The organism is Okeanomitos corallinicola TIOX110 (genome assembly GCF_038050375.1).
GTDB classification, from domain to species: Bacteria; Cyanobacteriota; Cyanobacteriia; order Cyanobacteriales; family Nostocaceae; genus Okeanomitos; species Okeanomitos corallinicola.
Genome location: NZ_CP150886.1, coordinates 1,941,576 through 1,963,986, shown reverse-complemented (window position 1 = coordinate 1,963,986; position 22,411 = coordinate 1,941,576). Strand labels below are relative to the sequence as shown.

Below are 22,411 nucleotides of genomic sequence, written 5' to 3'. Positions count from 1 at the left end.
ACTATTTGTGATTTCAGATTCGGTTTGGATTATTGGTACAAGTCGCAGCGGTAAAACCACTTACCTAACCCAAAAGTTTTGTGATTTGGTGGAAACAACCATAAATCACAGTCAGGAGAAGGGTAAAGAAACTCACAGTCCCATTAACAATTCTCATCTTTTACAACCAGAACCCAGAGTGCTGATCTTAGCCTCTAATGACGATAATCGCCGATTATTAAGTGATCAAATTGTAAACTTAACTGGGGGAAAATACCCCTTTAGGGCTAAAACTACTTTGGGTTTTATTCAAGATGAGGTAATTTTATTTTGGCCTTTATTAGTTGAGTCTTTGCAAATTCAAGCTCAGTTTCCCGTGAGGTTGCGTCCAGAAACAGAGCAAGAATTAGCGACAAAACTTTGGGATACTCAGTTAGATGCAGAAACTTTACAAATTGCGGGAGTAAATAATCAATATCGCTTAGTCAGAAAACTATTAGACATCCTACAATTAGCAGCTTATAGTGGTGTATCTTGTACAGAAATAAGTAAAATATTACAAACAGGTTTACAAGGGGAAGTTAATAATTTAGACCCAGAATTTGTACAATCTTTATTGTTAAATTGGCGGAGATGGTGTTTAGAAAGGGGGTTCTTAACTTATGGTTTAATTACAGAACTATATCACCAACATTTATTAAAAAATAGTCAATATCAGCAAAAATTAAAACAACGTTATCAGATGATCATAGCAGATGATGTTGATGATTATCCAGCTATAACTTATCACTTATTTGAATTTCTATTAGATGCGGGTGCTGTGGGAGCATTTAGTTATAATCCTCATGGTTGGGTGCGGTGGGGTTTAGGTGCAGATCCAAAATATTTAGAGAAGTTAAAAAATCGTTGTCAGGTAGTAAGTTTAAACAGTCGCAAAGTGGAAAATTTGGCTGATAAACTTGGTAAACCAATGGTAAAGTTAGTGACTGAAAAAAGGATGATTTTTAGTTTACCAAAGTCGGTAAATCGTATTCAAACTAACTCTCGCGCTCAACTTTTACGTAATATAACAGAAGTAATTATTGATGAGATTAAATCAGGTAAAGTAGAACCAGAAGAAATAGCAATTATTGCGCCTGGTTTAGATGCGATCGCTCGTTATACCTTCATAGAAATATTAACCAAGCAAAATATTTTAGTTGAATCACTCAATGAACAACTTCCCTTAATTAGTTCACCTGCTGTGAGAGCATTATTAACATTATTAACCTTGGTATATCCAGGTTTAGGACGATTAGTAGACAGAGATGAAGTAGCAGAAATGTTAGTGGTTTTAAGTCAGAATAATAGTAATACAGGAGAGAAAATTGATCCTGTACGTGCAGGTTTAATAGCAGATAATTGTTTTGTACCTCATCCAGAACATCCCCATTTGCAAGATGTCAAAACCTTTGAACGCTGGGATAGAATTGGCTATACTGCAACCACAACTTACAATCAAATATTGACGTGGATTGAAAACAAGAAATCGAAAATTCAAACAGATGTTTCACTTACACCGATAAAAATTTTATATGACGCAATTCAAGATTTTTTCTATAAAAATAATCATCTTCAGTTTCAAACATTGTCAGCATTAAGAGAATTATTAGAAACTGCCCAACATTACTGGGAAATAGATACGAGATTAAAACAAAAAAATCCAACTTCAGCAACACAAACTAGCATAATTTTTGAATTTATTCAATTATTAAAACGTGGTACAATTACCGCAAATCCCTATCCTATTCGTCCCATTGGTAATGCGAAAAAAGCCATTACTTTAGCTACTGTGTTCCAATATCGTGCAAGTCATAAACATCATAAATGGCATTTTTGGTTAGATGCTGGTTCACCTCTTTGGTCTAAAGGTGGTGCAGCTACCTTATTTGGTGCTACTTTATTTTTACAAGATAGATTAGGAGAACCTTGGACAGTAGAGGATGAACAGAAAGCGGAAACGGAAAGATTACAAAGAATTATAGTAGATTTATTGAGTCGTGTTTCTGAAAAAGTCTATTTATGTCACAGTGAATTAGCTGTGAATGGACAAGAACAAACTGGACCATTATTACCCTTGGTTAATGCTTGTGATGAATAGAATTGGGGAATTTTAAGCATAGCCAACTTTTATTTATTACCTGTATAATGTAATCAAGATTCTATAGAGTCAGGAGAAATTTTTATGCTGACCACTGATACTAACAAACAATTATATGAACAAGATTTTTATCTATGGATACAAACTACTGTCAAACTTCTGAGAGAAGGAAAACTCGAACAATTAGATATTGAGAATTTAATTGAAGAAATTGATAGTATGGGACGGAGTGAAAAGAAAGAGCTAAAAACTCGCTTAATAGTTTTAATTGAACATTTATTAAAACTGCAATATTGGACAGAAGAAAAAGATTATAATGCTAGAGGTTGGCGGAATACTGTTGTTGAGCAAAGACGACAAATAGCTTATACTCTTGCAGACAGTCCCAGCTTAAAATCTGTTTTAAATGACATATTTTTAGATTGTTATACAGATGCTAGAAATGATTCTCTCAGAAAATATCAACTTTCTTGTGAGTTATTCCCTGAAGAGTCACCATTTTCTTTAGTTGATGTTCTCAATGCAGACTTTATCCCATAAATTAGTTAGATAAATTACTTTTCATGTAACATTTTGTCAATTTTTTCTACAAAATTTTCGATATCGCTGATTACTTGTTCAATGATTTTACAATCAATCAGAATCTTATTACCATCTGTAGTTTTTCCATTTCTATGAACTAAATCATGTCTAGTATTTATATACCTCATAATTTCACCAAATTTTGGAAATGAAATGTTCAGAGTCGCTGTGTACATCTCGTTAACTTTGTCCAATTTATGGTACAATACCTTCGATGACATAGCCTCTTTTGCTATTTCTTCGGCTTTATCAATGTTTATAAATAAGTTACTCATTGATATTGTTTGTTTTTTAAAGTCTTTGAATGTAGAGAAAAAAGACTTCAGATATTCTTGGTTTGATAAAACCGTGTTGATAAATGCGTCAGATAGGTAAGTTTCTAGACAGGTTATTGTACCAATATAAATTTGTCTTTTGAGACTTTTTAGAGCTTTATCATCGGTAATCACGATATCATTGAGAACTCTTAAACTTTTAATTTCTTCAGAGAAAGTCTGATAGAATTCAGTATTAGATAATATCGCATCCAATTGATTATCATCAGGTTCATCTGGATCTATCCAAATTATTACATCCCCACCTTCATAACTCATTAATCTTTCACTGACAAAATCATTAACGTCATATCCCATTTGGTAATACTTGTACAGTTCTGGTTGTTCAATTTTTGCATTGTCTTCACTAAGATAAAAATAATCAATCTCTCCACCAGAAGCCATTGCTAACTCTTCTAACCATTCATCCCAAGTCAATTCTTGCTCAATCATGATCTCTTCTCACGCTAAAATTAAATAAAAAAATAATCAAACAATCATATTATGCAAGTTTAGAGAAAAATAGTATGAAATCAAAAAATTGGGGTACTTCCAGAAAACCCAGAAATACCCCAATCTACAAAACTATTAAAAACCAACTACTAACTACTATGCAAAAGCAGCAGTTCTGACATCGTTATTCGCAAGAATTTCCTGCAATTCATCGGCATCAACTGTTTCTTTATCAATCAACATTTGGGCGATTTGATCCAAAATTAGCTTATTGTTGAGCAAAACTTCCTTAGCGCGTGTGTAAGCAACATCTACTAATTTACGGACTTCCTCATCAATTGCAGCGGCTGTTTCTTCAGAGAAATCACGCTCAGACATGATATCTCGACCTAAGAACATATTACCTTGCTGACGACCCAAAGCTACAGGCCCCAGGCGATCGCTCATCCCAAACCGGGTAATCATTTGTTTAGCAACCCGCGCTACCTGCTGCAAATCATTAGAAGCACCAGTAGTAACTTCTTCTTCACCAAAGATAATTTCTTCAGCTAAACGACCACCCAAAGCCACAGCCATCTGATTTTCCAGATATGCACGGCTATATAAACCTGTATCCATGCGGTCTTCACTAGGAGTAAACCAAGTCAAACCACCAGCACGACCACGGGGAATGATGCTAATTTTCTGTACAGGGTCATAGTCAGGCATTAACGCACCAACTAAAGCGTGACCTGCTTCGTGATATGCAACCAAGGTTTTACGCTTTTCGCTCATAACTCGGTCTTTCTTCTCAGGCCCTGCTAACACCCGGTCAATGGCATCATTGATTTCATCCATGGCAATTTCAGTTAAATTCCGACGTGCGGCTAAAATTGCAGCTTCGTTTAACAGGTTAGATAAATCTGCACCGGTGAAACCAGGAGTCCGACGCGCGATTTTATCCAAGTCCACATCTTTAGATAAGGTTTTACCTCTTGCGTGAACTTTGAGAATTTCGCTCCGACCTGCGTAGTCAGGACGGTCTACCACTACTTGACGGTCAAAACGACCAGGACGTAATAAAGCAGCATCTAAAACATCAGGACGGTTGGTAGCAGCAATGATGATGATACCGGTGTTACCTTCAAAACCATCCATTTCTGTTAACAACTGGTTCAGGGTTTGTTCCCGTTCATCGTTACCACCACCTAAACCAGCACCCCGTTGACGACCGACTGCATCAATTTCATCAATGAAGACGATACAGGGAGCGTTGGTTTTTGCTTGTTCAAATAAATCGCGGACACGGGAAGCACCCACACCAACGAACATCTCTACAAATTCAGAACCGGAAATACTGAAGAAAGGTACACCAGCTTCCCCAGCTACTGCACGTGCGAGGAGGGTTTTACCAGTACCAGGAGGTCCGACTAACAATACACCTTTAGGAATTTTTGCACCAACGGCGGTAAAGCGGTCGGCATTTTTCAAAAAGTCTACAACTTCGTTTAATTCCAGTTTAGCTTGATCAATACCTGCAACATCACCAAAGGTAACTTGGGTTTGGGGTTCCATTTGGACTCTGGCTTTAGATTTACCAAAGTTCATGGCTTGGCTACCAGGACCACTACCAGCGCGACGGAGGAGGAAAAATAATCCTACTAACAGCAATACAGGTATAAATAAGCTGCTGAGTGTTTTTACCAAAAATCCCTCGTCATTTTGTGGTGATACAGCAATATCAACACCTCTCTCTGAGAGAGTATTGATTAATTCTGGATCATTAACTAGGGTGACACGCTTTTTGTTGGGGTCAAATTTGGGTGTGACTAAGGCGCTGGAACGATCTGAACTGAGGCTAACTCTTTCTACTCGTCCTTGTTCAACTTGTTGAATAAATTCGCTATAGCGCCATGTTTCTGCTTGGGGAGGTCTGTTGTCAAAAAACGCAGTCCCCAAAGCGATGAAAACTATAAATAGCAATGCGTACAGCCCTGCATTTCTCCATCTTTTATTCACTAAGGTTAATCCTCCTGTATATTTTGTTCGTTAGTTTAACTTCTCTAAAAATAAGAGAGGGCTTTATGAGAATTATGTTAACTTATTTTAAGATATACCAAAATGGCTTTCTTGTCATGGTAGAAATAATCCTTTAAGCTCTAAAAAACAAGGGTGGTAAGGATTATATTCTAACGATCCTGAAGGCGTTTGTAAGGTATGGATAGGAATTATCTCAATCACGCTGTTAGTGTAGGCGATCGCAACAAAGTCTTTAACTAGCTGTGGTGTCCAAGGTTCTTGACAGATGGTAGTTTGGCGTTTTTGCAGATTTTTGATAATGTGCGATCGCTCAATTCCCGGTAATATCCCCACTTCTACGGGTGGTGTCCACCAACAATCATTTTTCCATCCCCATAAATTCCCTGTACTGGTTTCTAACCAATTTCCCTGACTATCTACTAAAATCGCTTCTTCTGCTTTGACACGATTCTTTGCTAACCAAGCACTCAAATAATTACCCGTTTTATGGTTGGGGAGAGAACGAGTAAATTCTGTTTGCGAAATAGCTGCAACGATGCCATAATTTTGCTTTTGGGTCAATTTTTCTGGTAATAATCTTCCCAGTATCCATTCTCTACCATCAGGAAAAATAGTAATTCTCAAAACTGGATATTTTTGTAAAATAATCTCCGCACCTTGACGGACAAAATCCCAATTTGGCTCAGTCCAAGCAAAGGTTTGTAAACTACATTTTAAGCGATCACAGTGAGCATCCCAATTTGTTAAATAATGATCCAGAGAACAATTATAAACTCTTAAAGTTGTAAAAACCGTAGCCCCATATAACAAACCTGGATCATTAATATCTAATTCTAGATTTTTTGAGTTTATTAATTTACCACAATACCAATACATAAAAAGGGTGATGGGGAGACAAATTAGTTCTGTATTTTTCTAAATCCTGACTCCTGAATTAAGTTCGCGAAGCGTTTCCGATAGCGTGGCGTTAGCCATAGGAAATATTACGAATTACTTAATCTTTTTCAGGTAAACTTATAGTTGGTACACCTTGTTCATTAATCTCTACTTTACCGCCTAAACTTTCAATTTCTTTAATTGCGCGTTCACGGGTTTTTTCATCTACTTTATTTTGTAAAACCATTGTCCAGGTAGCAACACGAGCATTTTTACTATCAGGATTATTGGCTAAAAATTTAGCAGTAGCTTGGGAAAGATAAACTATATTTTTACCTTCTTCATTATTATATTCACTAGCCCATTCTGCGGCTTTAAGAAAAGAATTTCTTGCGGCTTGGGAGTCACCTAAAAATAATAACTCATCCGTGCCTTTATATCGCCAAATATAATAAGCTCGATCTGGAACTTTGGCAGATAAAGATTTTAAATTGTGATCCATAATTTTAATAGCTTTTTCTGGACTTCCTGCATACAAAGAAGTGCTAACAGAAAGATTGAGATAAGCTTCTAAAAATTTCGGATCACGGTTGAGGATAACCTCAAAAAAATCGGGACTGATTTCATAACCAATTCTATCTCTAACCTCATTATCACCAAAATATTGTAAGAAGTCTATAAATACCCAGTCAGCAACGAGATTATCAAAACCAAAACTGGGTATATTTTTAAATAACTCCAGACTTAATTTGTGTTTTTGCTGTTCTTTTCTGAGAGATTCTATAGATACAGAATCTTTACTACTTAACAACTTCTGTAGTCTAGGGTATTGACTAAAACTAATCCCTAAAATACAGCATAAAGCAAATAAAGGAGTAATAAAGAATTCACGAGATAACAGCATATTCATAAATTCAAAATGATATTTTATTCATTATGTAATAATTGCCAACATTGTTGAGCGATCGCCCAATCTTCCAAAGTATCTATGACTAATACTCTCACACTTGAATCAGCTGTAGCAATATCTACATCTAATAAATTTTGTTGATTTTTTTCAGGATCTATCTTCAACCCCAAAAATTCCCACGCTTCACAAGCAGCTTGACGCAATAACGGCGATTTTTCACCTACACCAGCGGTAAATACTAATACATCTAAACCTCCTATACTAGCCAACATAGAACCAATCCCAGCCCGGAGACGATGTACGTAAATATCCCATGCTAGTTTAGCACGCTCGTTACCTTGTTCAATAGCTTCCAATACCTGGGGAACATCACTAGAAACACCCGAAATTCCCCGTAAACCAGAAGCTTTATTTAACACATAATCTAAACGTTCAGCAGAGTAATCAGACTGACGCATGAGATAAATTAAAATGCCTGGATCAATTGAACCACAGCGGCTTCCCATCATTAAACCATCTAAAGGAGTAAATCCCATCGTTGTATCAATACTGATACCATCTTTAACAGCAGCTAAAGAACAACCATTACCTAAATGACAATTAATTAAACGTAATGATTTTAACTCTCTTCCTAGAATTTGCGCTGCACGATTCGCACAATACTGATGGCTGATACCATGAAAGCCGTAGCGACGAATACCTTGTTCTACCCATTCATAGGGGCCAGGATAAATAGCAGCAGCATCAGGTAAAGTATTGTGAAAACCTGTATCAAATACTGCCACTTGGGTAACATCTCCCAAACTTTGCTCAATCGCTTCTACACCATCTAAAGCTGCTGGATTGTGTGCTGGTGCGAGGGTAGAAAGACGGGATATTTCCTGCTTGACATCCTTAGTAATTACCACACTATTACGGTATTTTTTACCACCATGTACAACCCGGTGTCCCACTACATCAATTTCTGATAAATTACTAACTACCTTAGTAGCACCACGACTGAGGGTATAAAGCATATAAGCGACGTGAGCTTTGCGGGAGTCACCATAAATAGATTCCTTTAAAACTGCACCTGTAGCTGTTTTTACCTGAATTTCCGCTACTCCTCTATCTTGAGTCCAGTTTACTCGTCCTTCCCAGAGGGGTTTGGGTGCTTCAGTAGGTAAAGTTTCATTGGAAATTTCATATAGAAAACCTTTTTGGCTACTAGAACCAGCATTTAATACTAAAATTTTCATAGGACAATAGGAAAAATAACCTGGTCTGATGATGCCATGATTCTACAATTGCCAATTAAATTTTGCCACCGGGTAAAAAGATTTTTAGCTAAAAAATAGTTACATTCTCATTATTTTTTAATTCACTTAGTTTTACGGGTTTAGCAATGCTAAACCCCTACCATCAAATTCTGACTTTTTACAATTTTAACTTTTCTCCACGAATAGCATAATCTAACAATTCCATCGGGTGAATTACCGACATATTTTTACCCTGTAAATACTGACTAATTTGCAAACTACAACCAGGGTTAGGAGAAGCAATTAAAGCAGCACCAGTATTAATTAAATTCTGAGCTTTTTGTTTACCTAATTCCTCAGCAACTTCAGGTTGCAACATATTATAAACCCCAGCGCTACCACAACATAAAGCAGCATCTAAGGGTTCTTTTAAAATTACCCCTGGAATTTGTTTTAAAAGTTGACGGGGTTGGACACTAATTTTTTGACCATGTAATAAATGACAAGCATCTTGATAAACCAAATTTAAAGGTGCATCAGCTAAAGGTGAAAGTTGAGCAGTTAAACCCACAGTAGCTAAAAATTCCTGTGCATCTTTTACCTTTGCGGCAAAATTTTTAGCCTTTTGTGCATATTCTGGATCATCAGCTAAAATGTGACCATATTCTTTTAAAGTATGACCACAACCAGCAGCATTAATAATCACAAAATCAACATTTGTATCAGCAAAACTATCAATCATTTGTCGTGCTAAAACTTTAGCTTGTTCAGTTTGTCCTTGATGTTCAGGAAGTGCAGCACAACAACCTTGAGATTTAGGAATTACCACCTCACAACCATTAGCAGTTAAAACCCGCACCGTTGCTTCATTTACAGGAGAGAAAAACAGACGTTGCACACATCCTAAAATCATTCCTACCCGATATCTTTTTTCACCCTGTGCAGGAATAACATCCGGTAAATTATCCTGAAAAGACTTAACAGTGATTTCCGGTAAAATAGACTCCATCGCAGCTAACCGGGGAGAGATTTTATTAATTACTCCAGTAGCGCGTAATAATTTAGAAATACCCAACTTTTGATAAACAAAAAGCGGTAAAAGTAAAATTCTTAAAACATCAGGATTAGGAAACAGAGAAAAAATCAATTGTCTGATTAACTTATCTGCAAAACCGCGATTATAATTTCGTTCCACCTGATGACGAGTTGCTGAAATTAACTTATCATACTGCACACCAGAAGGACAAGTAGACACACAAGCAAGACAACCCAAACAAGAATCAAAATGTTCAACGGTTGCGGTATTTAAAGCAATTTCCCCCTCATTAATAGCATCCATCAAATAAATTCTTCCCCTGGGTGAATCCATCTCCTTACCTAATACTCGATAACTAGGACAAGTAGAAAGACAAAACCCACAATGAACACAACTATCAATCAACTTAGGATCAGGAGGATGACTAACATCAAAACCTTTTAAATTCTTCAAACTAGCAGTATTATTAACAGCACCATCTGAAACTTGCATAATATTTTATCCTCTTAAACTCTGTGTTTTCTGTGACTCTGTGGTTCCTTATTCTTAAACCTTAAATCCCACCCAAAAAGCGACCAGGACTTAAAATCAAATTACCATCAAACTGCTTTTTAATTCCCTGCATAATCGGTAAAGCATTACCAGAATAACCCCAAATATCCAACCGTTCCTTAACCTCAACAGGTGCAGATAACATAGTTAAAAAACCAGAATTAGCCTCACATAAACGACGCAAAGCCAAAACCTGATCTTGATTTTCCAACCGCACCAAACCCAAACCACTGTTCAGATGAATTAACCCTAATTTTATCTGATTAATTACCTCCATAGCAGCAGTTGGTAATACTCCTATTTTGCAACTAATTTCTGAATTATTTACAGATGAATGTATTTTCTCTGGTAATTGTTGCCATAGATTAGTCTCATCTTCATCTTGATAAATTGCTGATTCTAAGCCCAACTTTTCCCCAACAGTTAAGATTATATTTGACTGTTCCTTCACACTTTCATTAATACTTTGAAACTGAATAATTAAACCATTACCATTACCTAGACCTAAATTAGATACTAACTGATTTGATAGTAAATCTGCTTTAGTTGGTGTTAACTCAGAACCTTGGAGAATTGTAGCAGCTTGGGAAATAGCTTCAGCTTTACCTGTTAATAAAACCGTTGCAGATGTTTCTAGTTGGGGATAAACCCGAAAAGTGAGTTGAGAGATAATTCCTAATGTACCGTAAGCACCGGTAAACAATTTCATTAAATCGTAACCTGCTACATTTTTTACTACTCTTCCCCCAGCTTTAGCAATTTTTCCATCAGCACGAATAAAAGTTATACCTAAAAGTTGGTCACGAATACCACCATAACGTTGACGGAGAGAACCTGTATCAGCAGTAGAGACAACACCACCAATGGTAGCATCAGCGGGAAAAGCCGGGTCAATAGCTAATATTTGCCCTGATTTAGCTAAAATTGCTTGAACTTCGCAAAATTTCATTCCAGCTTCTACAGTGATGGTTAAATCCCCAACAGCGTGTTCTATGAGTTTATTAATACGTTTTGTACTGACGACAATATCAATATTTCTACTTAAACCACCCCAATTGATTTTACTCATATTACCGCAGGGAAGAATAGACCATTTATTTGCGTCAGCAGTAGTGATAACTCCACTCAATTCTGCTTGGGTGTGGGGATAAACAATACAACTAGGATTACTTTTAGGGTTCATCGCTAGTTGGATGGGTTGTTGTTGTGCGGGTTCGAGATTTTCCCAGGGGACAACAGCATTTTCTGTGTGAATGATAGATGCAAGAGAAGAAGAAATTGCATTCATTAGTTGATTGTGATTTTGATATTTTTTTTAAAAATATACAGATAGGTAAATTTATCTGCAAAGATATCATACCTCAGTGGGGTAATTGTGTGAAAATTTGAGGATATATCTGTCTATGGATATATTATCAAATCTATCTATACATATAGTTGAAATTTGTAATTTGAAGTCAGAATAGAGGTGATGGTTGTAGAGGTAATGAATAATTATGTGGGTAACATTTTTAACGATATTAGGTACAGCTTTAAGTTTATTAATTGTAGATATAATTTTCCCTGGTGTTGATTTGGTCAATTTTCCCGCTGCTTTAATTGCAGGTTTAATAATTGGTTTGATTAATAGTTTTGTGAAACCTGTTATTAATATTCTGTCTTTACCATTGACGTTGGTAACCTTGGGTGGGTTTTCTTTAGTTATTAATGGTTTGTGTTTTTGGTTAGCATCGGTGATAGTTCCTGGATTTAAAGTTGAAGGAATTGTGGCGTTTATTTTTGCTCCCATTGTTCTATCTTTAGCTAATACTTTCATGAGTAAATACTTTGCAGAACGGAATATGGAAATGCAAAGAGATAGTAATGAATAGATGTTCAATTAGTTAGTAATTTTGAAGTTATGGAATTTATCTCATGAAATTAACACGCTTGTTACTGGGTTTATTTTTACCTCCTGTGGGAGTTTTTTTAACGGTTGGTTTTGGTTGGACTTTGATGATTAATATTCTCTTGACTCTTTTAGGTTGGCTTCCTGGTAGTATTCATGCAATTTGGGTGATTACCAAGCATGGGGAAAGAATGAATAGGGAGGAGGGTATTTAAAAAGTTGTTGAATGTTCAACTTTGATTTTTAAATATTTAATACAATTGACTTTCTTTGTTTAGTTAGCTGCTAACAAAGTAAAGTCATATTTTTGGTGTTGATTTTTTTCTTGCAAATAAATTAATAAACAGTTAGCAACATATTCTGCTAATTTAACAGTTACTGCATTACCAATCATTTGTTCTAAGTCAGTTTTTGAACCTGTGAAAATAAAGTTTTTAGGGAAGGTTTGAAGATAACTTCTTTCAATGGTAGTTAAAGGACGTAAATTGAGTTTTGCCTGTGTAGCTAATACTTTCATTCGTCCAGATATATATGAATTTAGACTTTTCAAACAATCTTTAAGCAGCAAATTGATAAACGGGAATTTGCATAAACCGAGCTGGTTGAGGTTGATGTAAAATAATTTGTTGTAACTGTTCAACCGTTTCTGGAGAAAAGAATTGCTCACCCGTTTCTATGTTGACTCTAGCGGGTACATTTTCGACTATAAAAAACTGACCATCTTTTTCTAATGAATAAGTAACTCTTTGCTCTACCAAGTGTTCGTTAAAATTGTTATTCTGCATTACTTTTCCTCCTAGTAAAATCATCACTCCAGCGTTGAAAGTCAGGCTCGTACACTGTAATAATTTTAATCAATGGACGCGACGGATAACTACACTGTACATGAATAGGGCGACTATTTTGGGTAAAACCATGAATTAGACAACTAGCTCCATACTTATCATTTGGATAATCTTCAATTATTTTTCCGTTTTGAATTGCCTCTTTAATTTCCCTGACTCGAATACCTTTGAGTATAGACTGATCAACTCCATGTTTAGAAAACTCGAATTGATCCTGAGAAAATTTCGTTTGTATTTCTTCAAGAGAAACTGACATTATTTTATCTCTTTGTTTAAGAATTCAACACTCCCAGAAGTTTAATTATTCCAAATTCTTTAACCCCACAGCAATTTTACTATGCTTTTCGATTTGTCCCATTACCTGTTTTGCTCTTTGAATTACCACCCCAGGTAAACCCGCTAACCTTCCCGCTTCTATCCCATAGGACTTATCAGCACCACCGGGTTGAACTTGATGTAAAAAGATAATTTGATCAGGTAATTCCTTCACCGTCACTTGATAATTTGCCACATTATTAATAATACTTGCTAACTCATTTAACTCATGATAATGAGTAGCAAAAATAGTTCTAGCTTTAATCTCAACTGCTAAATATTCTGCCACAGCCCAAGCAATAGATAAACCATCAAAAGTTGCAGTTCCCCTACCAATTTCATCCAACAAAATCAAAGATTTAGCAGTTGCATGATTAAGAATATTAGCAGTTTCATTCATTTCTACCATAAAAGTAGATTGACCAGTAGCCAAATCATCAACCGCACCAACACGAGTAAAAATGCGATCGCACACAGCCAACCTAGCCGACCTAGCAGGTACAAAACTTCCAATTTGCGCCATTAACTGAATTAAACCCACCTGCCGTAAATAACAACTCTTACCACTAGCATTAGGGCCCGTCAAAATCACTAAATCAGGATATAAAGATGGGGAGTTGGGGTGATGGGGTGATGAGGTGATAGAAACAACATTCTTCTTCCCCTCTTCCTCCGTGTCGTCTGTTCCTCTGTGGTTCGTTCCTCCGTAATTATTCCCACCTAACCAAGTAGAATTAGGAACAAAAAACCCCGCAGGTAAAGACTGTTCCACCACCGGGTGACGGCCATCAACAACCTCAACCTCCCGTCCCTCCAACATTTCCGGCCGACAATAACCCTGATGTACAGCCAACTCAGCCAAACCACATAATACATCAGCAGCAGCCACTGCACGGGAAATAGTACGGATAGTATCGGCATGATTAGCGACATCATCCCGTAAAGCGGCAAAAATCTCATATTCTAGCTGATTTAAGTCATCTCGCGCCGTCAATATCCGCGCTTCTCGTTCTTTCAACTCTGGAGTGATGTAACGTTCCTCATTCGTCAAGGTTTGCTTACGGATGTAATTCTCAGGAACTTGGTCAGATTTAGAACGGGAAATACTGATGTAATACCCAAAAGTTTTATTAAACCCCACCTTTAAATTGGGAATACTGGTTCTTGTTCTTTCATCAACTTCTAAAGTTGCAATCCATTGTTGATCCGCTTCAACTGTAGCTTTTCTTTCATCCAACAGCGAGTTGATACCAGGACGAATTAAACCCCCATCTTTGAGGTGCATAGGTGGTGATTCTACTATGTGTAATTGTATTTTTTTTGCTAATTCTTCCAGTACAGGGGGGACTTTTTGCAAGGCTTTTAAAAAAGGCGATCGCGCTGCCGAAGCCAGGTAAGCTAATTCCGGTAAAAGGCAGATAGAATCAGCTAGAGCGGCTAAATCCCGTGCATTTGCCCTACCAGAACCTGCCCGACCTGCTAACCGTTCTAAATCGTAGATTTTCCTTAATAATGCCCGTAAATCTTGCCGTAGAGGTGTGTTGTCTATTAATTCTTGAATTGAATCTTGTCTTGCTCGAATACCTCTAATATCAAGTAGCGGTTGTAACAACCATCTTCTTAACGCTCGGTTTCCCATTGCGGTACTTGTTCGGTTTAAAGACCATAATAAAGAACCGTGAAATGTGCCATCCCGCACGGTTTGGGTAATTTCTAAGTTGCGACGGGTTTGATGATCTACAATCAAATAATCAGTTAAGGTATAGGTGCGTAACAATTGCAGAGATACGGGGTTTTGTTTTTGGGTATCTTCCAGATATTCCAAAAGTCCACCAGCAGCACGAACAGCGAGGGGGAGATGTTCACAACCGATACCTTCTAGCGATCGCAATTTGAATTTCTGTAATATTTTACTTCTAGCTTCTGCTTGGGAAAAGGGCAGTTGCGATCGCAAACTATAACAAAAAGTTGGTGGTAAACACTGAGGCAAAGATGGGGAAGTTTCCCCCGGTCGTAGTAAACTACCTAAATCTGGTGCATTGGTGGGAAACAAAACCTCCGATGGTTGCAATCGCATCAACTCTTGAGTGAGGTGTTCTAAATCACTTCCTTGACAGGTGAGAAATTCCCCAGTTGATATATCAGCATAGGCTAAACCCCAATGATTAACCGCAATTACCACAGCAGCTAGGTAATTATTGCGACTAGCTTTCAGCATTCCTTCTTCCAGCAAAGTCCCCGGTGTGAGGATGCGGGTTACTTCCCGTTTAACTAAACCTACCGCTTCTGATGAGTCTTCAACTTGATCGCAGATAACAACAGCGTAACCTTTCTCTACCAATAATGTTGTGTAGCGTTCCCATGCGTGATGAGGTACACCAGTCATTGCTACCCGACCAACTTCACCACCATGTTTACTGGTTAAGACTAATTCTAATTCTCTGGATACGGTTACAGCGTCTTGAAAGAAGGTTTCAAAGAAGTCACCAACACGATATAGCAGCAACGCATGGGGGTATTTATCTTTTACTTCTACGTAGTGCTGATACATTTTACTCAGCTTGCTGCGGTCTTCTACCAGTTTTGTATCGCTGAGGGGTGTATTTGGTTGCTGGGGTTCTGGTGTGGTCATGGTAGATGCTGAGTTTTTGGTAGTGCTTTTGATGGTAGCGTGAGGTGGGGTGGTTGTTTAAGGTTTTTTTATTTTTTAATGTTTTAAGTTTTTCTCACGCAAAGACGCGAAGACGCAAATAGGAAAAGAAAGATTATGATTTTAATACGGGTTCTTTATCTTCTAGCAGCATTTCCATTACTTCACGTAAATTTTGCTGTAATTCATCTAATGTTTCTCCTTGAGAATGCGCTCCTGGAAAACCTGGAACATAGCCTACATAAAGTTTTGTTTGTGCGTCTCTTTCAATAATTGCGGTAAAAGTTTTCATAGAATTTTAGTTGAGATGATTTGGTTAAATTTGACATTATTTTCGACTACTGCGACGGGTTTGTGCCGTTTTCAGTTCATAAGCTTTCAGTTCACGATCACCTGTAAAAATCTCTACAGGATAACCAATTTTAGCATAAAATTGAGCCACATTTTTAATTGTGGCATCACCTAGAGAAATGTTACGAGATGCTAGTATAGGCCATTCTGTGGCTAACTCCTTCAGCTTTTCTTTACTCCAAAGTTCATCTAATTCAGTAGTGAAAACAGCCCAGGGGATAATTCCCTCAGCTACTTTTATCAAAATGTCAGCAAAAGTTTGAGCAATTTCATATCGTTTTGAATTAGCTTGTGCAATATGATTGCCAGTTTCTATAATTGTTGCTAATGGCAATATAAAATCTGTTCCTTGTTTTTCTTCTTCTAGAAAACGAGCGTCAACTCTTTTTTTATCCCATTTATCATTATCATCACCACAGGTTTCTTTACCAGGAACACCTAGATAAACACAAAGTATTGAAGTATCAATAATCAGAACTTTTTTCATAATCTGCTTTGTTTTTTAGTAGAAAGACTTTTTTCAATCGCACCTTTAGTTGCTAATCTTCCTAAAGTTCCTGATGCTAGTAAAAGCGGTAAATTTTCAATATCTTCTAATAAGGTAAGTTTACTTTCTCCGGTTTCTGAATCTCGATGTGCAACAACTACAAAGGGAACTATTTCTGAACCAAAAGCATCTAATAAAGCTGGGTTATGGGTAGTTAATAAAATATCAATATTGCGTTTACTGCCAATTTCTTTTAAGATTTTTACTAACAATGCTGCACGGGAAGGATGTAAACCATTATCTATTTCTTCTATAACAATTTGACTACCTTCAGGACGGGTTAATAATGCTGTGAGAATTGCAAGAAATCGCAATGTTCCATCTGACATACTTCTAGCATCAATTTCTGTAATTTCTCCTGGTTTCCATTCTTCTTGACAGTACAACATTGCATCTGTTTTCAGTCTTCCAACTGGTTCAGCCCATACTTTTTTAATATCACCTTCTGGTAAATATTTAATATATTCAGATAGGATGTTTTCGACTTCTACTTTTTTGTCATCTGGTAATGCTGCTAATACTCCAGCAATATTTGAACCGTCACTTTCTAGGTTTTCGGAAAGTCTGGAATATTCACGCATTGTTGAAGGTATAGGATTTAAAATATGGATATTTTGAAGTGTTGGCAAAATGAAATTATTAATTATTATTTGTAAGTTTTTATTACCAAACTCGGTTTGTTCTTCCCATTCATAAATTATTTTTTGTTTTTTATCTTGGTTTTCAATCGGGTTTTCAATATTGTTAATTGGCAATTCTTCTAAATATTTACCTATGTCAAGATTATGTCCTTGGTAGTTAGGCAACATAGGTTTACTACTATAAGTTTGATCAAAGGGATTTATAACAAAAATACTTTTTGTAAGATAGTTATGATTGAGTAATTTATCTATTGCAATAGATTCTTCTGTAATCCAAATAACTGAACTACTTCCTAAGATAATATTATAAAAGTAATCATTATCTTCACCTCCAATTAACACCTTTAAACTAAACTCATTTTCACCTTTCCTTGCAGCTAATTCTACACCACCACGAATAGAAGAAAGTGTTTTATCTCCTGCTAAAGCAGTTTCAATATTTTCACCATTAGCTATTCTTTGCAAAAATTCCAAAGCTTCCACCACATTAGACTTACCACTTGCATTAGTTCCAATAAGTACAGTTAAAGGATCTAGGGGTAGTTCAGCATAACGGAAACTTTTCCAATTTTCGAGAATCAGTTTTTTCAGCATAATTAACACCAAATATATTTTAGTGATTTAATAATTGTAATATACAGCAATTTTGGAGTAAATTAGGTACACCAATTTTAGAAGGTGGTTTTAAAACTTGAAGTTCAATCGGTTACTGTACCTCATAAACCTCGAAACTGCTGTAACTATCATTATTCTTGGAATAACCGGGGTATTTCCCTAGAAAAACTACAAAAATACGAAGAAGCACTAAAATGTTATGAAAAGGCAATTAGTATTAAACATAGGTTTAAATTAGCAATCAATAATCGCAATAATTTATTAAAACAATTGGGGCGTTTAAATTAGCTCAAAATGTGCAATATTTATAATAAAACACATAACTTTCAGGAGTCTCTAATTAGTGTCTGAAAAAATCCATTCCAGATATGCGGATGGAACACCAGTTTATCAAAGTCAAAGACCTCCTAGATTTGGTGAACCTATAGCCGATCCTTTAGCACAATCAGCCCATTCCAGATTAAGATGGGATCACTACCATCAAAGAATTTATCAAGCTAGAGAATTTGATACTAATGGTCAACCAGTGCGAGATATAGACTTTACCAGTCCTACCTATCCTAATGGTACACCCCGCCCGGATCATTTACCACCGCCTCATCAACATCTTTGGATTGCTAATATCACAGGTGGTATTCCCAACCGTAGTAAACAACCACAACCTCTATGAGTAACCTCCAAAAATCGGCTTTTACCCTAGTTATTCAACCAGAAGAAAAAATAGAAAATAGCGTTTATATCATTGTTGATCATCTAGCTAAAACTTATACTGAATTACAATGGCTGATTACTGAAATAGATGCAACAGGATTATTAGGAAATAATTTAACATCTATTTTAAATAATCAAGAAAATATCACAATTTCTGCTTCAGATTTTTTACAACTTTTGCAAGAAGAAGGACAAATTATAGATTTAGAAGCTACTTTATTTCAAGATAGTCAAGAAATTATTACTATTTTTATCAGGGATGGTTATTCTGTAGATATTTTAGGAGTTACAGAATTGTTACCTGTTAATCTTTTCCATGATTATATTGAAGTTGACGCTAATTTATTCGATACTCAAGAAACAGAAACATCTCAATCAAAGATTAATGTTGTTTATCAGAAAATTGCTTAATGTTGCTAGAAGAATATGATTTCAGTACAGGAGTCAGAGGTAAATATTATCAAAAATATCAAAATAATAACTTACCTCAATTACAAAGTATTCAATTTTTAACAGACCAACAAAATCAAAGAACAGGAGTATTTATAGACTTACAACCCCATCAAACACTTTGGGAAACAGTCATTAATAAATATCCTGAACTGGAAAATATTCAGTTTTTAACTGATAGTCAAGGTCAAAAAATCGCTGTCATTCTCAACTTTCGACAACATTTAACCCTGTGGCAAGATATTTATGATCGCCTAATTGCTGATTTAATGGATGAGTAATAATATGCACATTATCAGCAAAAAAAGAATAAAAGAATTTTCTCAACAACATCCAAAAGCTGAATCAAACTTAGAAACATGGTATAAAATTGTTAGTAAAGCTAAATGGGAAAATTTTGTTCAATTACGTCAAGTATTTCCATCTGCTGATTTAGTTGGTAATTTTACAGTTTTTAATATTAGTGGTAATAATTACCGACTAATTGCATTAGTAGACTATCAATATCAAGAAGTGTATATTCGCCATATCCTTACCCATGCAGAATATGATAAACAAAACTGGAAACAAGACCCTTGGTACACCTAAAACCTACTTAGAATTAATTACCTCTTTCCCACCCAGAAAAATCACATCTGAAGAAGAATTAAACAGAACTCAAAATATCATTGATGAATTATTAGACCAAGGAAATTTAACTCCTGATGAACGAGATTATCTACATTTATTGGGATTAGTTGTATCTGAATATGAGGATCAAAATTATCCCATTCGTGATATTTATGGGGTAGAATTATTGAAAGTATTAATGGCAGAATTGAATTTACAATCTACCGATTTAATATCAATTTTTGAAAATGAAACTATATTGTCTGATGTGATAGCAGGAAAACAACTCCTCACCATTGAACACATCGAGAAAATTAGTGATTTCTTTCATGTTGAACCATCTGTGTTTTTAAGAAATGTTTAATCAAGTTTATCCAAACAATTTACAATTTATATTCCCAAACCTCCCAAATTTATTAACCCTAACACCAGAGGATAAACTAATGCGTGAAATCAAATGTAACTTTTGCGGAAGTCCCCATTATGAACAACGTCAAATTGATTATTTATATCGCCATCAAGGACAATATTTATTAGTTCCTAATACTCCGGTGCAAATTTGTCTTGATTGTGGCATGATTTATTATGATGCCAAAATTTTGAAGAAAATTGAACAGTATTTTTTTGACATCTATCAAAATCATCAACAACCTGATGAATATTTATCTATTCCTACTAAGGTTTTCTGATAAGTGAAATAATTAGATAAATTGAAGTTAGGTGAATTTAGTAATTATATACAAGCAGCAGAATTTGATACTAAATTTGACAATGATGAAAATACCATTGAACATTTAGATTTATCTCAAGCACATCGTCCTAGATGTCAAAAAACAGCAATCAATTATTCAAATGATACCATCAATCATGGTAATTCCCAGCCAGGGAATAAATTCCCTGTCTCATAGATGAAGTCGGTTAAAACCGACTATTTCTATTTCCCTAAATTATAGATTTTAACATTAATTATATATTTTCAATTTCCTTTAAAAATAGTAAGTTTTAACCTACTTGAGCTATTAGCAAGGAAATTTATCTCCTTGCGGGTGTAGCGCATCACCTCACCTCTAAACCTTCTTTAATTTCACCCACACTCCCATCAACATCCTCAACCTTCCTCAACTCACCCGCTTTCCAACTATCAGTAATATCCTTAATAAAACTAGCAATAGGAATCGCTACCAACAAACCCAAAACACCACCCAATTTTGCCCCAATTAACAAAGAAATTACCACCCAAACCGGATTTAACCCAGTCAAATTTCCTAACAATCTTGGTGCAATAATATTCGCGTTAATTTGGTCAAGTGTTACTGCAATAGCTGCTACTTCCACACCTTCCCAAAAGTTCTCTAAAGTCACCAACAAACTGACAATACCAATACCTATTCCCGTACCAAAAGGGAAAAGAGAGAAAAACCCAATCGCAATTCCAAATAATAAAGCTAGAGGTATTCGTAACGCCACAAATGCTAAAGTCACAGAGACAGCTAAAATAGAACCTAAAGTGATTTGGCCAATAAAATAATTTTGAAAATCTTCTCTGAGTAATTCTCTAACTTTTTTACCAATGTGAACAGGAAACCATTGGTAAATACCATCCCACAAATTTTCACCATTCAAAATTAAATAGATGGTTAAAATCAAAGCTAAAATCAAATTTAATAAAAACCCAATCGTATCAAAAGCCAACCCCAATATTTTACCTGTAAAAGATTGAAATTGATTAGATATTTTTTCTAACAATTGAGTAGCTATTCCTGCTACATTTACTGGTAAATCTTGTTGTGTAGCTGCCCAAGTTAAAAAAGCCTGTAATTGTTCCTTCCCAGAATCTATCCAAGCGGGGAGAATATTAACTAATTCATTCAGTTGTTGAAAAATCAAAGGTATTAAAATTACACCTATCGCTCCCAAAATAACTACTGCGATTAATAAAACTCCCACAATTGCTAAAATACGCGGTATTCCCCGATTATGAAAAAATTGAATTGGATAACTTAAAACAAAAGATAATAAAACAGCTATAGCGACGACACTAACCAAAGGCTGAAAATATTTAACAACCTGAATTAATAACCAACCATTTAAAATAATGATAGGAAAAGCCAAACCCAAACTTAACCAACGTGGTAATTTATTTCTTATTTCCATAACCTTGATTTATTAACAATCTCTTAAATTCAAAAACCACTAAATTGCTCGCCAAAATATCCGCGTTTATCTGCGTTTATCTGCGTTTAATTATCCAGAAATCTTGTCATTAATAAAATCTAACATAATTTTTTGATGAGGAATTCCCAAAGGTCTAACTTCTCCAGCAATAGGAGAATAACAACTACCTGCTTGAATATCTGCTAATGTTAAAAATCCCATATCCCAACCTTCATTTAAAATCAATTCTTCTAACCCTACTAACAACGGTGCTTGAAAAACATGACGAATAATTTTTTCATCACTATAAATTCCGAATTTTTCAAACGAGGTAATATTATAATTAATTTCCTCTTTAACTTCTCTTACCAGTGCTATTTCTGGAGTTTCATCTAGTTCCAAATGTCCACCAAACAAACCCCAACAACCAGGAGCAGCAATATGAGGAATATTGTCTCTTAACTGCATCAAATATTGATGATTTAGATGCAGAATAACAATCGCAACTTGTGGTATTTGATTATTCATAATCACAG

27 protein-coding genes and 1 pseudogene are annotated in these 22,411 nt (G+C 35.7%); 12 read left to right on the top strand and 16 right to left on the bottom strand.

The genetic code is table 11. The features are described 5' to 3' along the window. The first annotated feature begins 7 nt into the window (after positions 1 to 7). Both WJM97_RS08620 and WJM97_RS08615 read left to right on the top strand, forming a co-directional pair. Positions 8 to 2,119 (top strand): recombinase family protein, encoded by a 2,112-nt coding sequence (locus WJM97_RS08620; protein WP_353932629.1) that lies wholly within the window; start codon positions 8 to 10, stop codon positions 2,117 to 2,119. An 84-nt stretch (positions 2,120 to 2,203) separates the two neighbouring features. Then, a complete protein-coding gene (locus WJM97_RS08615; RefSeq protein ID WP_353932628.1) occupies positions 2,204 to 2,659 on the top strand; it encodes a DUF29 domain-containing protein in 456 nt (151 codons plus the stop codon). Positions 2,660 to 2,673: 14 nt separating this feature from the next. Here the strand turns inward: WJM97_RS08615 and WJM97_RS08610 are convergent, their stop codons facing one another. The 7 genes from WJM97_RS08610 to WJM97_RS08580 form a co-directional block, all read right to left on the bottom strand. Next, positions 2,674 to 3,468 (bottom strand): hypothetical protein, encoded by a 795-nt coding sequence (locus tag WJM97_RS08610; RefSeq protein WP_353932627.1) that lies wholly within the window; start codon positions 3,466 to 3,468, stop codon positions 2,674 to 2,676. 156 nt (positions 3,469 to 3,624) lie between these two features. Then, on the bottom strand, positions 3,625 to 5,466 hold the full coding sequence (gene ftsH3 / locus WJM97_RS08605) for an ATP-dependent zinc metalloprotease FtsH3 (protein ID WP_353932626.1): 1,842 nt from the start codon (positions 5,464 to 5,466) through the stop codon (positions 3,625 to 3,627). A gap of 114 nt (positions 5,467 to 5,580) precedes the next feature. Beyond that, positions 5,581 to 6,363 (bottom strand): aminotransferase class IV, encoded by a 783-nt coding sequence (locus tag WJM97_RS08600; RefSeq protein ID WP_353932625.1) that lies wholly within the window; start codon positions 6,361 to 6,363, stop codon positions 5,581 to 5,583. A 118-nt stretch (positions 6,364 to 6,481) separates the two neighbouring features. Continuing rightward, the gene (locus WJM97_RS08595) at positions 6,482 to 7,267 is read right to left on the bottom strand and encodes a hypothetical protein (RefSeq protein WP_353932624.1); all 786 of its coding nucleotides are present in this window, start codon (positions 7,265 to 7,267) and stop codon (positions 6,482 to 6,484) included. A 23-nt stretch (positions 7,268 to 7,290) separates the two neighbouring features. Further along, entirely contained in the window at positions 7,291 to 8,511 is a 1,221-nt protein-coding gene (locus WJM97_RS08590) for an acetate kinase (protein ID WP_353932623.1), read from the bottom strand. Between the two features lie 178 nt (positions 8,512 to 8,689). Beyond that, positions 8,690 to 10,039 (bottom strand): (Fe-S)-binding protein, encoded by a 1,350-nt coding sequence (locus WJM97_RS08585; protein WP_353932622.1) that lies wholly within the window; start codon positions 10,037 to 10,039, stop codon positions 8,690 to 8,692. 61 nt (positions 10,040 to 10,100) lie between these two features. Beyond that, positions 10,101 to 11,387, bottom strand: coding sequence for an FAD-binding oxidoreductase (locus WJM97_RS08580; protein WP_353932621.1), 1,287 nt, complete (start codon positions 11,385 to 11,387; stop codon positions 10,101 to 10,103). Positions 11,388 to 11,595: 208 nt separating this feature from the next. Here WJM97_RS08580 and WJM97_RS08575 point away from each other — a divergent pair, with 208 nt between their 5' ends. Together WJM97_RS08575 and WJM97_RS08570 are read left to right on the top strand one after the other, a co-directional pair. Further along, the gene (locus WJM97_RS08575; RefSeq protein WP_353932620.1) at positions 11,596 to 11,970 is read left to right on the top strand and encodes a phage holin family protein; all 375 of its coding nucleotides are present in this window, start codon (positions 11,596 to 11,598) and stop codon (positions 11,968 to 11,970) included. A 43-nt stretch (positions 11,971 to 12,013) separates the two neighbouring features. Next, entirely contained in the window at positions 12,014 to 12,202 is a 189-nt protein-coding gene (locus WJM97_RS08570) for a YqaE/Pmp3 family membrane protein (RefSeq protein ID WP_353932619.1), read from the top strand. A 59-nt stretch (positions 12,203 to 12,261) separates the two neighbouring features. Here WJM97_RS08570 and WJM97_RS08565 read toward each other — a convergent pair. The 7 genes and pseudogenes from WJM97_RS08565 to WJM97_RS08535 all read right to left on the bottom strand — a co-directional run. Further along, positions 12,262 to 12,474, bottom strand: a pseudogene (locus tag WJM97_RS08565) (DNA cytosine methyltransferase); the annotation flags it as partial. Between the two features lie 70 nt (positions 12,475 to 12,544). After that, complete coding sequence (locus WJM97_RS08560; RefSeq protein WP_353932618.1) at positions 12,545 to 12,772, bottom strand: hypothetical protein; 228 nt, start codon at positions 12,770 to 12,772, stop codon at positions 12,545 to 12,547. Further along, positions 12,762 to 13,088 carry a DUF4258 domain-containing protein gene (locus WJM97_RS08555; protein WP_353932617.1) on the bottom strand — a complete coding sequence of 109 codons (327 nt, stop codon included), beginning with the start codon at positions 13,086 to 13,088 and terminating at the stop codon, positions 12,762 to 12,764. Before WJM97_RS08555 ends, WJM97_RS08560 begins: the two co-directional genes overlap by 11 nt. Positions 13,089 to 13,133: 45 nt before the next feature. Beyond that, on the bottom strand, positions 13,134 to 15,779 hold the full coding sequence (mutS, locus tag WJM97_RS08550) for a DNA mismatch repair protein MutS (RefSeq protein ID WP_353932616.1): 2,646 nt from the start codon (positions 15,777 to 15,779) through the stop codon (positions 13,134 to 13,136). Positions 15,780 to 15,912: 133 nt separating this feature from the next. Continuing rightward, positions 15,913 to 16,089 (bottom strand): type II toxin-antitoxin system HicB family antitoxin, encoded by a 177-nt coding sequence (locus tag WJM97_RS08545; RefSeq protein WP_353932615.1) that lies wholly within the window; start codon positions 16,087 to 16,089, stop codon positions 15,913 to 15,915. Positions 16,090 to 16,125: 36 nt separating this feature from the next. Beyond that, a complete protein-coding gene (locus WJM97_RS08540) occupies positions 16,126 to 16,635 on the bottom strand; it encodes a hypothetical protein (RefSeq protein WP_353932614.1) in 510 nt (169 codons plus the stop codon). After that, on the bottom strand, positions 16,632 to 17,930 hold the full coding sequence (locus WJM97_RS08535) for an AAA family ATPase (RefSeq protein ID WP_353932613.1): 1,299 nt from the start codon (positions 17,928 to 17,930) through the stop codon (positions 16,632 to 16,634). The genes WJM97_RS08540 and WJM97_RS08535 overlap by 4 nt, the downstream gene beginning before the upstream one ends. A gap of 84 nt (positions 17,931 to 18,014) precedes the next feature. Between WJM97_RS08535 and WJM97_RS08530 the strand changes: the two genes are divergently transcribed. The 8 genes from WJM97_RS08530 (at position 18,015) to WJM97_RS08495 (ending at position 20,629) form a co-directional block, all read left to right on the top strand. Beyond that, entirely contained in the window at positions 18,015 to 18,239 is a 225-nt protein-coding gene (locus WJM97_RS08530) for a tetratricopeptide repeat protein (RefSeq protein WP_353932612.1), read from the top strand. Positions 18,240 to 18,294: 55 nt separating this feature from the next. Next, positions 18,295 to 18,621: a hypothetical protein gene (locus WJM97_RS08525; RefSeq protein WP_353932611.1), complete on the top strand. Its 327-nt coding sequence runs from the start codon at positions 18,295 to 18,297 to the stop codon at positions 18,619 to 18,621. Continuing rightward, positions 18,618 to 19,073: a hypothetical protein gene (locus WJM97_RS08520; protein ID WP_353932610.1), complete on the top strand. Its 456-nt coding sequence runs from the start codon at positions 18,618 to 18,620 to the stop codon at positions 19,071 to 19,073. Before WJM97_RS08525 ends, WJM97_RS08520 begins: the two co-directional genes overlap by 4 nt. After that, positions 19,073 to 19,393 (top strand): hypothetical protein, encoded by a 321-nt coding sequence (locus WJM97_RS08515; RefSeq protein WP_353932609.1) that lies wholly within the window; start codon positions 19,073 to 19,075, stop codon positions 19,391 to 19,393. The genes WJM97_RS08520 and WJM97_RS08515 overlap by 1 nt, the downstream gene beginning before the upstream one ends. A gap of 4 nt (positions 19,394 to 19,397) precedes the next feature. Beyond that, positions 19,398 to 19,700 carry a type II toxin-antitoxin system HigB family toxin gene (locus tag WJM97_RS08510; RefSeq protein ID WP_187040272.1) on the top strand — a complete coding sequence of 101 codons (303 nt, stop codon included), beginning with the start codon at positions 19,398 to 19,400 and terminating at the stop codon, positions 19,698 to 19,700. Continuing rightward, the gene (locus WJM97_RS08505; protein ID WP_353932608.1) at positions 19,660 to 20,085 is read left to right on the top strand and encodes a transcriptional regulator; all 426 of its coding nucleotides are present in this window, start codon (positions 19,660 to 19,662) and stop codon (positions 20,083 to 20,085) included. The genes WJM97_RS08510 and WJM97_RS08505 overlap by 41 nt, the downstream gene beginning before the upstream one ends. A gap of 79 nt (positions 20,086 to 20,164) precedes the next feature. Further along, the gene (locus WJM97_RS08500) at positions 20,165 to 20,410 is read left to right on the top strand and encodes a type II toxin-antitoxin system MqsA family antitoxin (protein WP_096571031.1); all 246 of its coding nucleotides are present in this window, start codon (positions 20,165 to 20,167) and stop codon (positions 20,408 to 20,410) included. A 21-nt stretch (positions 20,411 to 20,431) separates the two neighbouring features. Then, on the top strand, positions 20,432 to 20,629 hold the full coding sequence (locus WJM97_RS08495) for a hypothetical protein (RefSeq protein ID WP_353932607.1): 198 nt from the start codon (positions 20,432 to 20,434) through the stop codon (positions 20,627 to 20,629). 148 nt (positions 20,630 to 20,777) lie between these two features. On the opposite strand, the gene WJM97_RS08490 is transcribed toward WJM97_RS08495, so the two are convergent. Both WJM97_RS08490 and WJM97_RS08485 read right to left on the bottom strand, forming a co-directional pair. After that, complete coding sequence (locus WJM97_RS08490; RefSeq protein WP_353932606.1) at positions 20,778 to 21,875, bottom strand: AI-2E family transporter; 1,098 nt, start codon at positions 21,873 to 21,875, stop codon at positions 20,778 to 20,780. 90 nt (positions 21,876 to 21,965) lie between these two features. After that, entirely contained in the window at positions 21,966 to 22,403 is a 438-nt protein-coding gene (locus WJM97_RS08485) for an NUDIX hydrolase (protein ID WP_353932605.1), read from the bottom strand. Between the last annotated feature and the right edge of the window lie 8 nt (positions 22,404 to 22,411).